Source organism: Burkholderia sp. AU30198 (genome assembly GCF_020419825.1).
Lineage (GTDB): Bacteria > Pseudomonadota > Gammaproteobacteria > Burkholderiales > Burkholderiaceae > Burkholderia.
The window spans coordinates 25,875-38,171 of sequence record NZ_JAIZSA010000025.1 but is presented as its reverse complement, the minus strand read 5'-3'; the positions used below and the strand labels follow the sequence as shown (position 1 = coordinate 38,171).

Below are 12,297 nucleotides of genomic sequence, written 5' to 3'. Positions count from 1 at the left end.
TGCACATATAAAACAGAATCGAAATTCTGTTTCCGAATTTTTAGCGTCATTTACCTGTCGTTCAATGCGTGCTTTCCCTTAGCGTTGCGGAAGGTCTGGGCAGTACGACACAGACGGTGTCGGCGATCGGCGGGGTACTGCATAATGCGAACCTGCTTCGCAACAATTGACAGCCCAGCGCCCATGCCCGAATCCGAGAAATTTCCGGACAAACCGAAGAGCCGACGCCGGCTCTCCGCTCGCACTTCAGCACCAGCCGAACAGCACGCCGATGTTTTGCCGGCATTGCGTCCGCCGCGTCAATCGCGCAGTGAAGCAACGCTGGCCAACATGCTTCGAGCCGGGCGCGAACTGATCGAACAGCACGGTGACTTCGGCGATGTCGTCATTGCCGACGTCATTCGCGCAGCCGGCACCTCGACCGGTGCGTTCTATTGCCGCTTCAAGGACAAAGATGCGTTCGTTTCGGCAGTCATGGACGCAACATTCATCGAGCTCCGGGCCGACGCCGACAAAACCATCGAAGAAGACGCCGTTTGGCGCAGCGGTGATGCGCGCGCGATCACCGGCGGCATCGTCCATCACTACACCGACATGTGCCGATGCAACCGCGGCGTCTTCAAAGCCGTCCTGCGCTATATCGCACCCAGCGCCCCGGACTCACATCCGATGCGCCTGCTCGATCACCACATCAAGGATCTCGTCGTGCCAGTCCTCGCGCCATTGCTGACTGGCCGCTCGACCAAGGTGGCGGCCCAGGAAATCAGATCCGCGATCCAGATGATCTCCAGCACGCTCGCGATGGCCGTGCTGACGGATCCCGGTCCGATGCGCTTCGAGGACGGAACGCTGGAACGCCAGTTGTTGCTGTTGATGCAGCGCTACTTGCGCATCGACTGACGGTACACCGCCGCGACGGCGGTGATGCGGCGGCGATCGCGATTCAACCGTCGCCACATCCGTCTACCGCACGATGTCGCCGTACCGCCCTGGCACAACAGCACCGATCAGATCAATTGCGCCTGACTGTGATGGTCTGCGGTTCGGTGCAGGCCAACATCCCTTCGACGCCATGCTCGATGCCCAAGCCGGACTGGCCATGGCCGGCGAACGGCGCGTCCGGAGACAGATACATGCTCTCGTTGATCCATACCGTGCCGCTTCCGATGCGTTCGGCAACTTGCGCGGCAAGCACTTCGTCGCGCCCCCAAATCGAACCGGCGAGGCCATACGGACCCGCGTTGACGCGCTCGACCACCTCGTCGATTGAGTCGTAGCGCAGGATCGGCAATACCGGGCCGAATGCTTCTTCCGCCACCACACGGGCATCCTCGGGAGGATTGTCGACCAGCGTGACCGGAACGAAGTATCCGGGCCCCTCCGGTACCCTCCCCTGAAAGCAGATATTCAGACCGGCCCGGCGCGTCTCGTCAATCAGGTCGAGTACACGGCGATACTGGCGCGCATTCTGGATCGGGCCCAGCTGGCTGCGCGGATCCGCTCCAGGCCCGACCACCACGTCCTTCGCATACGCAATCAGTCCGTCGCGCACCGCGTCGTAACGGTCACGATGCACATACAGCCGCTTGGCGGCGACACACACCTGCCCGCTGTTGGTGAATGCGGCCCAGAACAGCGACGGGATCAGCGCATCGACATCCGCGTCGGGCAGCACGATCGCCGCGTCGTTGCCGCCGAGCTCAAGCGTGAGCCGCTTGAGCGTCGACGCCGCACCCGCCATCACGCGCCGGCCGGTTTCAGTCGAACCGGTGAAGCTCACCTTGTCGACGCCATCGTGCGCGCTAAGCCACGGCCCGAGATCGTCGCCGCCGCTGACCACGTTGATCACGCCGGGTGGCAGTATGTCGGCTAGCAGCTCCGCGATGCGCAGCACCGTCAGCGGCGTCAGCGGCGACGGCTTCAGCACCACCGTATTGCCGACGAGCAGCGCCGGAATGACTTTCCACCATGCCAGCAGAACGGGAAAATTCCACGGTGCCAGTGCTGCCACCACGCCAAGCGGCACGCGTCGCGTGATGCTGCGGCGCTGCGGGCTGTCCTCGTTGACGACTTCCTGCGGGAACGTCAGCTTGCACTGTCCCTGCATGAAGCGCAGCAGGCTGTGGAACTCCAACTGCGCAAACGCGAGCGGCTTGCCCTGCTCCCGTGTCAGCAGCGCCGCGAGTTCGTCGCGCGCGGCTTCGACGCGCGGCGCGAACTGTTCAAGCAATGCCCGGCGCTGTTCGATCGGAACAGCACGCCATGCCGGAAATGCACGGCGCGCAGCCGCGACGGCGTGATCCAGCTGTTCCCGCGTGCAATCCGGCGCGTGTGCGAATACCTGTTCGTCGGCCGGATCGACCACCGGCAGCAGCACGTCTCCGCTCACCAGTTCGCCGTCGATCAGCATTTGAAACGGACGCGACAGATCCATCATGAACTCCTCAATTGGAATAATCCGGTTGGTTGGCCGCATCAGGGCAGCAGGACAATCTTCGTGCACAAGCCGCGATGCTGATCGTCGATCGCTTCGTTGATACGCGTAAGCGGATACGTGCGAGTCATCTTCTCGAACGGAAACCGGCCTTCCAGATGCAGCGCCATCAGTTGCGGCAGGAACACGTCGGGCTCGCTGTCTCCTTCGATGATGCCGCGATAGGTGAACCCGCCACGCATCAACTGAAGGAGCGTGCCGGGCAACGGGAGTTCGCGCTCGCTGGCCGGCGGGACACCGACGAAACCGAACGTCCCGCGCGACGCCAGGATGCGCGGAACGGCTGAAATCACCGCGTGGCGCCCGCTGGTGTCGAGCACATAGTCGATGCCGTCCGCGCAGATTGCGCGCGCCGCATCGGCCAGATCGCCGGTCGCCGCCGGGTCGAGCACGTGGGTAGCACCGAGCTCGAGCGCAAGCTCGCGCCGGTCTTGATGCGGCTCAACCATGACAATCGTCGTACACCCCTGGATAACGCCGCCCATCACCGCGCTGAGCCCCACCGCGCCGCCGCCGATCACCATCAGCGACGAGCCGGCGCGGCAGGCCATCGCACGCATCACCGCACCGGCGCCCGTCTGCACGCCGCAACCGAGCACGCCTGCCAGCTCGAGCGGCACGCCATCCGGCACCTTGACGATATTGCGTTCCTTCGCGATCGCGTGCGATGCGAACGACGACTGGCCGAAGAAGCCGCCGGAAACGGCGTCGCGTGCAGCGCGCAGCGTTTTTGAGCCATCCTCGCGCACGCCGCAATAGTTGAGCGACGTGAATGCCTTGCAGTAAGGCGATGCGCCCGCCGTGCAACAGGAGCAACGGCCGCAGGACAAGAAGGTCAGCGCGACGCGATCGCCCGGCTTGACCTTGGTGACGTGCAATCCGACCTGCTCGACGATGCCCGCGCCTTCGTGCCCGAACACGGCCGGCATCGTCATCGGGAAATAACCTTCCTGAGCGACAAGGTCGGTATGACACACGCCTGCCCCGACGATCCGGACGAGCACTTCGTCGACACGCGGCTCATCCAAGTCGACCGATTCGAGCACAAACGGCGCATTCGGCGAGTGCGTAACGGCTGCAACGATTTTCATCGTGATAACACCTCGATTGGCAACGAGTAGAAAGCGGGTCTCATTTGTCCCCTTGTTTCCGATACCGTCAAAGCGACGGTGCATCGTGCGTCAGCGCGTGCGGACAGGTCGAACTCCGTTCGGTTCGATTTCGGCATCCTCAACGCGCCTTGCCAGGCAACGTGCCCTCGTACTTGCAGATGATGGTGAGCATGATCTCGTCGGCGCCACCGCCGATCGACGTCAGCCGGCCGTCGCGATAGAACTGCGACACCAGGTTTTCGCGCGTAAAACCCATGCCGCCCCAGTACTGTAGACAACTGTCCGTGACCTCCCGCATCAGCCTGCCGGCCTTGAGCTTGGCCATCGACGCGAGCCTCGTTACGTCCTCGCCCGCGGCATACTGGTCGACCGCCCGGTATGTGATCGAACGCAGCGCCTCGACCTCGGCACGCAGCTCTGCCAGGCGAAAATGCACGATCTGATTGTCCAGCAGCGATTTGCCGAACACGTTGCGTTCACGCGTGTACTCGATGGTCGCGTCGATCACGCGGTCGAGTGTACGGAGCGCTCGAGATGCCCCCCACATCCGCTCCTCCTGGAACTGCAGCATCTGATAGGTGAAGCCCTTTCCCTCCTCGCCGATCACGTTTCGCCGCGGTACGCGCACGTCGTCGAAAAACAGCTGCGCCGTGTCGGAAGCGTGCATGCCGATCTTGTCGATCTTATGGCGCGTGATGCCGGCGGCATCCATCGGCACGACAATCAGACTCTTGTTGCGATGCGCAGGCCCGTCCGACGTGTTCGCCAGCAGGCAGCACCAATCGGCCTGCATGCCGTTGGTGATCCACATCTTGCTGCCGTTGATTACATAGTCGCCACCGGAGATGTCGGCGCGCGTCTTCAACGACGCCACATCGGAGCCTGCGCCGGGCTCGCTGACACCGATGCAGCCCACCGTTTCACCGGCAATTGCAGGGGCCAGATACTGCCGCTTGAGCTCGTCGCTGCCGAATTGCGCGAGCGCCGGGGTACACATATTGGTCTGCACGCCGATCGCCAGCGGTACGCCACCGCAGTCGCATTCCCCGAGTGCCTCGGCCATCGCCAGCGAGTAAGTAAAGTCGAGCCCCAGCCCACCGTATTCCTCCTCGTAGGTGATACCCAGCAACCCGAGGGCACCCAGCTTTCTGAAAACCTCGTGTATCGGAAAGGATTCGGCGCGCTCCCACTCCTGCACGTACGGATTGATCTCGTTCCTGATGAATCGGATCAGCGTGTCGCTGATCTGGCGATGCTGTTCGGTGTATTGCATGCTGCACTGTCTCCTGTGAACCGTTGTTTGACGTCGTTGACGCGGCCGCTCAGGCCGCATCGGCGGGCTGCATCACCCGCCAATGGGCGAGCGCGTCGTCCAGCGTGACGAATGTTTGTGATTGCGGCGGCCTGGCGGGTGTTCGCGAGAAGCGCGGTGCCGGCGCCGGCTGCGTGATGCCGTCCACGTCGACGAACGTGCCGCGCGCGCGGTGATGCGGATGCGCCGGCGTTTCGTCCCAGTCCAGTACCGGCGTGACACACGCGTCGACACCGTCGAGCATCGCGCACCATTCGTCGCGCGTGCACATCCGGAACAGGTCGGCCAGCTTCACCTTCATCAGCGGCCAGCGCGCGCGGTCCATCTGGACGTCGAACAGCGGATCCTCGATCCCGCATCGTTCCATCAAGGTCCGGTAGAACTTCGCCTCGATCGGACCGACCGCGATGTACTTGCCATCGGCACATGCATACGTGTCGTAGAACGGCGCGCCGCCATCCAGCAGGTTTTCGCCGCGCGGGTGGCTCCACTGCCCGGCGCCCTTCATTTCGTAGATCATCGTCGACAGCAGGCTCACGCCGTCGGTCATCGCCGCATCGACGATCTGCCCGCGCCCCGAGCGGCGAGCCTCGAACAGCGCAGCCAGCAGGCCGAATGCGAGCAGCATCGCGCCGCCACCGAAATCGGCGACCAGATTCAGCGGCGGTACGGGGGCGTCGCCCGGTCGACCGATCGCATGCAAGGCGCCGCTCAGCGCGAGATAGTTGATGTCGTGGCCGGCCGCCTGTGCGAGCGGCCCGTTCTGCCCCCAGCCTGTCATGCGGCCGTAGATCAGCGACGGACGGCGCTCGAGGCACGGCTGCGGCCCCAGGCCGAGTCGTTCCATCACGCCGGGGCGAAACCCCTCGATCAGCACATCCGCCCGGGACACGAGATCAAGCACGGTGGCCGCCGCGACGGGCTGGCGCAGATCCAGCTCGAGCGTGCGGCGACCGCGCGTCAGCGTGTCGTCTGCCGTCTCGCCGTCGCGGCCCGGCCGCACGATCCGGAGTACATCGGCACCGTGATCCGCCAGCATCATCGAGCAGAACGGCGCCGGCCCCAGCCCTGCAAACTCCAGCACTCTCAATCCCGTCAGGGCGCCCGCCATATTCCTTCCCCGTTCGCAGACGTATTCCGTCATCACCGGAACCGATGATGCGGCAACCGCGACGCCGTTCAAATCGTCCGAAACGACGAATCGGCGCGCCCGCCGGCACGCGGTTCGTCGGATGCGACGATGTGCATCGAACAGGCCGCCCGCAGAATCAAGCGTAATCGTGGCGTCCGCGGACGATCGGAACCGGCTGTTCCGGTCCGTCGCCAGACCACCCAATAACATTGGAGACATACGGTGCAAATCAATCTTTCAGAGGTCATCGACGACGCGAGATTCGGCCCGTTTCAGGCCACGGTTCTCGCGCTGTGCTTTCTGATCGTGACGATCGACGGGTACGACCTCGTCGTCATGGGCGTCGCGCTGCCGACGATCATTTCTGAAATGAAAATGGGCGCCCATGTGGCCGGGATGGTCGCCAGTTGCGCACTCGTCGGCATGATGTTCGGGGCAATCGTCATGGGTGCGCTGGCCGACCGCATCGGCCGGGTTCGCACGATCGCGGCATGCGTGGCCCTGTTCAGCATCTTGACCGCCGCGAGCGGCCTCGCACGCGACCCCATGTCGTTCGCTGCGCTGCGTCTGATCGCCGGCATCGGCCTTGGCGGCGTGATCCCGTGCGTGACGGCCACCGCCGCGGACTATGCGCCACGACGCCTGCGCGCCCGGCTGACGACGATCATGCTTGCCGGCTACCCGCTCGGCGGCGTACTGGCCGCGTGGCTCGGCAAGCACCTCATGCACGGATTCGGCTGGCAGTCGGTATTCTTCGTCGCCGGCGCATCGCTCGTGCTGCTTCCGGTCATCTTCAGGCTGATGCCGGAATCGCCGGCGATCCTGCAGAAGCGGCGGAACACGACGGGCTTGCGCGCGATCATGCGCCGCATCGCCCCCATGCGCATCGTTTCGGATACCGACGAGATTCGCGTCCCGCTGCCCGTCCGTCACGCAAAAGCGCCCGTTGCACTGCTGTTCCGCGACAATCGCGGCTTCACCACGCTCATGCTCTGGCTCGGGTACTTCTCAGGCCTGTTCATGCTGTACGGCCTCAATTCCTGGCTACCGAAGCTGATGTCGCTCGCCGGCTTCAGCCTGGACGCCGCGTTGACCTTCCTGCTGTTGATGAATATCGGCTCGATCGCCGGCTCCCTCGCCGGCGGCTGGCTGGCCGATCGATTCGGCCTGAAGCGAGTCATGATGGTCATGCTGATCGCGGGCACGATCGCGATTGCGCTTGCCGCGCAAACGCGCGGCGCCGGGCCGCTATCGATTGTCATCTTCATCGTCGGCATGACCGCGTCGGGCGTGCAGGGTGTCGCCAACGCCTATGTCTCGCAGTTCTATCCGGCCGACATTCGTTCGACCGGCATCGGCATGACGCTCGGCATCGGACGGCTCGGCGGCATCGCGTCGCCGATCGCGGTCGGTCTGCTGCTATCGCTTCACCTGCCCGTTCAGCATATCCTCCATGTGGTCGCCGGGTTCGGCTTGCTGCAGGCGGTCGCGATGTGGCTCGTCGACGACCGGGTGGCCGATTTCGCGCCGGCCCGGTCGACGAACGCGCCGTCGACGCACGACACGCCAGGGTACGGCGCTGACGGTAAAGCGGTCGATTGATCCATCGTTCCGGCCACGACGCACGCCATGCAAGTGCGCCGGATCGTCCCTCCTTCATCTCCTTCTGACAGCCATGAACTTCGATTTATCGCCGGAACTGATCTCCCTGCGCGATCGCACGCGCCAATTCATCGCCGAGCAGGTCATTCCGCTCGAGGCCGACGCGGCATCGAACGTCGCCACCGGCGCCCACGGTCCGAGCGAAGCCCTGCGCCGTGAACTGATCAGGCGCGCTCGCGACGCCGGCCTGCTGACGCCGCACGCGTCGGTCGAGATGGGTGGACTCGGTCTCAGCCACGTCGCGAAGGCGGTCGTCTTCGAAGAAGCCGGCTACTCCTGGCTCGGCCCGACCGCGCTGAACATCCACGCGCCCGACGAAGGCAACATTCATCTGATGGAAGCCGTCGCGTCGCCCGAACAGAAGGCACGCTGGCTACGCCCGCAGGTCGAAGGCCTGACACGTTCGTGCTTTGCGATGACCGAACCGGCACCGGGCGCCGGCGCCGATCCGTCGATGCTGCAAACGCACGCGGTACGCGACGGCGACGACTACCTGGTATCCGGCCGAAAATGGTTCATTACCGGCGCAAGCGGTGCGGACTACGCGATCGTGATGGCACGGATGGATGACGGTTCGGCCACGATGTTCCTGACCGACATGGATCGCGCAGGCATCCGCCTCGAGCGCAGCATGGACGCGATGGATCGTTGCTTTACCGGCGGGCACGGCGTGCTGTCGTTCGACCGGGTCAGAATTCCTGCCGCCGACGTGCTCGGCGAAGTCGGCAAGGGCTTCCGCTACGCACAGGTTCGCCTTGCACCGGCGCGGCTCACGCATTGCATGCGCTGGCTCGGCCAGGCGCGCCGCGCGCACGACATCGCGACCGAATACGCGCGCGGGCGTCACGCGTTCGGCAAGCCGCTGGGCGAGCACGAAGGCGTCGGGTTCATGCTCGCCGACAATGACATGGATCTGCAGACCGCCCGTCTGCACATCTGGCATACCGCCTGGCTGCTGGACCAGGGTCATCGCTGCAATGTCGAATCGAGCCGCGCCAAGGTGATCTGTTCCGAAGCGCAGTGGCGCACCGTCGATCGCTGCGTGCAGATCCTCGGCGGCCAGGGGGTCACCGGCGAAACCGCGGTGATGCGCATCTTCATGGACATGCGCGCGTTCCGCATCTACGACGGCCCGAGCGAAGTCCATCGCTGGAGCATCGCTCGCAAGATCCTGGCCGGCACGGCAGGCCATGTCGCGCGACCCGACGCAGAAGCCGCCACGCCCAATGCAACGGGAGGCGCATGATGAACACGTTCGTCCCTGCCTCACCGTCACTCGATGCGTGGCTTCGCGACGCCGGCATCGCCGGTTCAGGCGATATCACCGTCGCGCCGCTGTCCGGCGGCCAATCGAATCCGACCTTCGTCGTGCAAACGGGGCGCGGCCGCCTCGTGCTGCGCAAGCAGCCGGCCGGACCGTTGCTGCCGTCGGCCCATGCAATCGACCGTGAATATCGCGTGATGCAGGCGCTGCGAGACAGCGCGGTGCCGGTGCCCGACATGGTCGCCTATTGCGACGACGCGTCGATCGTCGGCACGCCGTTCTACCTGATGGATTACGTGGAAGGGCGCGTGATGGTCGATCAGTCGCTGCCCGGCATGCAGGCTTCCGAGCGTGCAGAGATATACGGCGAGATGAACAGGGTCATCGCGGCATTGCATGCCGTCGATATTGCCAAAGCCGGGCTCGACAGCTTCGGCAAGAGCGGCAACTACTTCTCCCGCCAGATTGCCCGATGGTCGAAGCAGTGCCGCGCATCGACCATTCAGGTCAGCGAGCCGATGAACAGGCTGATCGCGTGGCTGCCCGACCGTATCCCGGACGACGATGAAACCACGCTCGTCCACGGCGACTTCCGTCTCGACAATCTGGTGTTCCATCCGACCGAACCGCGCGTGCTGGCGGTACTCGACTGGGAACTGTCGACGCTCGGCCATCCGCTTGCGGATTTCGCGTATCACTGCATGAGCTGGCGCATCGCGCCGACCGTCTGGCGCGGGATCGCCGGGCTGCCGCTCGACTCGCTCGGCATTCCGGCGGAAGCGGCCTATATCGACCGATACGAAACCGCGACCGGCCGCCGCGTACGCGAACACTGGGAGTTCTATCTGGCCTACAACCTGTTCCGCATGGCCGCGATCCTGCACGGGATCGGCGAGCGCGCGGCGCAAGGCAATGCTGCCGCGGCCGACGCCGTCGAGACCGCCGCGAAGGCGCTCCCGCTCGCCGAACTCGGATGGGCGTGCGCGCAGCAGTACGACGCGGCACGACGCTGACGCACCCCGGCGCACCCGGAGCGTTCCCGTTACGCGTGCGTGGCCCGGTACCACGCGACACCGTGCTCGTCCGTCACATACGTCGCCTTCCGTTGCGCGATCAGGTAATTCAGGCACGCGACGGCCTCGCCCGTCGCCATATGCAGCAGCGACGACCGAGTCTCGTCGATCGGGCGCGAGAACAGCGCGGGGAATGTGTCGATGACGCGCTGCGGTTCTCCGAGCAGCGCCAGCAATCGCGCGAAGGCACGCTGCTGGCTGTCCGCCAAAGCGTCGATGCGCGCGTGCAGCCCTCTAAAACACTCGCCATGCGCCGGCAATACCAGCACGTCGTCGGGCACCTCGCGCCTGATATTCTCGAGCGATTCGAGCCACTCGGCCATCGGATTCGCGTCCGGCTCGGTCGGCGTCACGGACACGTTCGACGAAATCCTCGGCAACACCTGATCGCCGGAAATCAGGATGCGTAACGCCGAGCAGTACAGGCACGCATGCTCGGGCGAATGCCCACTGCCTACGATCACGCGCCACTCGTGCGCACCGATCGTCAACATGTCGCCATCGCGCAATCGCCGATAGCTGTCGGGCAACGCATGGACATGCTTGCCGAACGACCCGAAGCGGGCCCGGTACGTTTCGACCGATACGTCGCTCCACCCAGCGCGGCGCAGGAAGGCGATCGCATCGGCCGGCGCCTCGCGCCCGGTATCCGATACCAGCATCCGGCACGACAGGTATTCGAGGCGGGTCATCCACAGACGGATGCCGAACTTGCGCGTGAGCCACCCGGCCAGACCGATGTGATCGGGATGCAGATGCGTGACGAACACACGCGTCATCGGCCGCCCGTCGCTCCTTGCGAACAGTGCCCGCCACGCGACGATCGCATCGTCGGTGCAGGCGCCCGTATCGACGATCGCCCAGCCGTCGCCGTCGTCGAGCGCCCACAGGTTGATATGATCGAGCGCATACGGCAGCGGCATGCGGAACCAGTGCACGCCCGGTACGACCTCGACCGTCTGCGCAGCAGCAGGCGGCGCATCGAACGGATAGTCGAGCGCGTCTTTCGGCCGCGTTTCGACCGGCTTCTCCTGGGCCATCGTGCTCCCTCCAGGCGATTTCAATGAATGTGCATTGCTCGCCGGTATGCGCCGCCCGGCAGCACACCGTCGGGTCCGGCGCGACGCGCGACGCCAGCCGCGCTATGCGGCTTGTACGAGCCCCTGCAACAACGCTGCGTGACGCCGCACGCGGCCCGACGTGCCGTACAGCGTCCGATCGAACACGATCCGCTTGTACCAGTAATGCAGCCCGAGCTCGTCGGTGATACCGATCCCGCCATGTACCTCGATGGCCGTGCGCGCGACGAAATGTGCGGCGTCCCCCACGAGTGCCTTCGCGTGCGCCGCATACAGCGGCGCATCGCCCGGCATCACGTCGAATGCGTGGGCGGCGTACCAGACCAGCGCTCGCGTCGGTTCCAGTTCGGTCGCCATCTCGGCGCACATATGCTTGACCGCCTGAAACGTTCCGATCAGCCGGTCGAACTGGCTGCGTTCCTTCGTATAAGCCACCGCATCGTCGATCATGCGCCATCCGGCACCGAGCGCATCGGCGGCCAGCATGATCCATGCGGCATCCCGCAGCCGCGCCAACACGCGGGCGTCTGCTCGCGGCAGCGTCTGCGCCTCGACACGATCCAGCACGAGCTCGACGGTAGGCCGCGTGCCATCCGTCGCACTCAGTGGCCTGCGCCGCAATCCGTTCGCCTTCGCGTCCACCATATACAGCGCACCGGAGGCATCAGCGACGAGCCACGCGTCTGCCTGCATCCCGTCCACGACGAATAGCGCAGTACCACTCAATCTGCCATTCACGCAGCGCAGCCCCGCTTCGTCGCGCGAGCCGCTCCATGCTTCACCGAATCCGACACCGACGATGCATTCGCCCGTCGCCATCCGCGGCAACCATTCCGCTTGCTGACTTGCGCTACCGGCCTCACGCAGCGCCAACGTTGCGAGGACCACACTGCCGAGAAACGGCACAGGCGCGGCGGCGCGCCCAAGCTCCTCGGACACGAGAGCGGCATCGAGCAGGGAGAGTTCAAGCCCGCCGAAGGTTTCCGGCACGAGCAGCGCCGGAATGCCCAGCTCGCACAAGGTGCGCCAGACATTCTGGTTCATCGCGCATGCACCGTCGACGGTGGCACGGACACGCGACAGCGTGCATTCGCCATCCAGCGCACGTCGCAAACTGTCGGCCAGCATGACCTGGTCTTGCGAAAGGGCAAATTCCATGACTCGTCTCC

General features: G+C 64.9%; 10 protein-coding genes. 4 read left to right on the top strand and 6 right to left on the bottom strand.

The window, feature by feature from the left end:
- The first annotated feature begins 183 nt into the window (after positions 1-183).
- A complete protein-coding gene (locus LGN19_RS35490) occupies positions 184-900 on the top strand; it encodes a TetR/AcrR family transcriptional regulator (protein ID WP_175223235.1) in 717 nt (238 codons plus the stop codon).
- Between the two features lie 112 nt (positions 901-1,012).
- Here the strand turns inward: LGN19_RS35490 and LGN19_RS35485 are convergent, their stop codons facing one another.
- The 4 genes from LGN19_RS35485 to LGN19_RS35470 all read right to left on the bottom strand — a co-directional run bounded on the left by LGN19_RS35485 (position 1,013) and on the right by LGN19_RS35470 (position 6,029).
- The gene (locus tag LGN19_RS35485; RefSeq protein WP_175223234.1) at positions 1,013-2,434 is read right to left on the bottom strand and encodes an aldehyde dehydrogenase family protein; all 1,422 of its coding nucleotides are present in this window, start codon (positions 2,432-2,434) and stop codon (positions 1,013-1,015) included.
- A 41-nt stretch (positions 2,435-2,475) separates the two neighbouring features.
- Positions 2,476-3,585, bottom strand: a complete 1,110-nt coding sequence (locus LGN19_RS35480) for an NAD(P)-dependent alcohol dehydrogenase (RefSeq protein ID WP_175223233.1) — start codon at positions 3,583-3,585, stop codon at positions 2,476-2,478.
- A 139-nt stretch (positions 3,586-3,724) separates the two neighbouring features.
- Positions 3,725-4,879 (bottom strand): acyl-CoA dehydrogenase family protein, encoded by a 1,155-nt coding sequence (locus tag LGN19_RS35475; RefSeq protein WP_175223232.1) that lies wholly within the window; start codon positions 4,877-4,879, stop codon positions 3,725-3,727.
- A 49-nt stretch (positions 4,880-4,928) separates the two neighbouring features.
- On the bottom strand, positions 4,929-6,029 hold the full coding sequence (locus tag LGN19_RS35470) for a CaiB/BaiF CoA transferase family protein (RefSeq protein ID WP_175223231.1): 1,101 nt from the start codon (positions 6,027-6,029) through the stop codon (positions 4,929-4,931).
- A 243-nt stretch (positions 6,030-6,272) separates the two neighbouring features.
- On the opposite strand from LGN19_RS35470, the gene LGN19_RS35465 reads away from it, so the two are divergent.
- The 3 genes from LGN19_RS35465 to LGN19_RS35455 all read left to right on the top strand — a co-directional run bounded on the left by LGN19_RS35465 (position 6,273) and on the right by LGN19_RS35455 (position 9,989).
- The gene (locus tag LGN19_RS35465; protein ID WP_175223230.1) at positions 6,273-7,652 is read left to right on the top strand and encodes an MFS transporter; all 1,380 of its coding nucleotides are present in this window, start codon (positions 6,273-6,275) and stop codon (positions 7,650-7,652) included.
- 73 nt (positions 7,653-7,725) lie between these two features.
- A complete protein-coding gene (locus LGN19_RS35460) occupies positions 7,726-8,958 on the top strand; it encodes an acyl-CoA dehydrogenase family protein (RefSeq protein ID WP_175223229.1) in 1,233 nt (410 codons plus the stop codon).
- A complete protein-coding gene (locus LGN19_RS35455) occupies positions 8,955-9,989 on the top strand; it encodes a phosphotransferase family protein (protein WP_254610216.1) in 1,035 nt (344 codons plus the stop codon). Before LGN19_RS35460 ends, LGN19_RS35455 begins: the two co-directional genes overlap by 4 nt.
- A gap of 29 nt (positions 9,990-10,018) precedes the next feature.
- Here the strand turns inward: LGN19_RS35455 and LGN19_RS35450 are convergent, their stop codons facing one another.
- A complete protein-coding gene (locus LGN19_RS35450; protein ID WP_175223228.1) occupies positions 10,019-11,089 on the bottom strand; it encodes an MBL fold metallo-hydrolase in 1,071 nt (356 codons plus the stop codon).
- A 102-nt stretch (positions 11,090-11,191) separates the two neighbouring features.
- Complete coding sequence (locus tag LGN19_RS35445) at positions 11,192-12,286, bottom strand: acyl-CoA dehydrogenase family protein (protein WP_226219815.1); 1,095 nt, start codon at positions 12,284-12,286, stop codon at positions 11,192-11,194.
- Positions 12,287-12,297 lie beyond the last annotated feature (11 nt).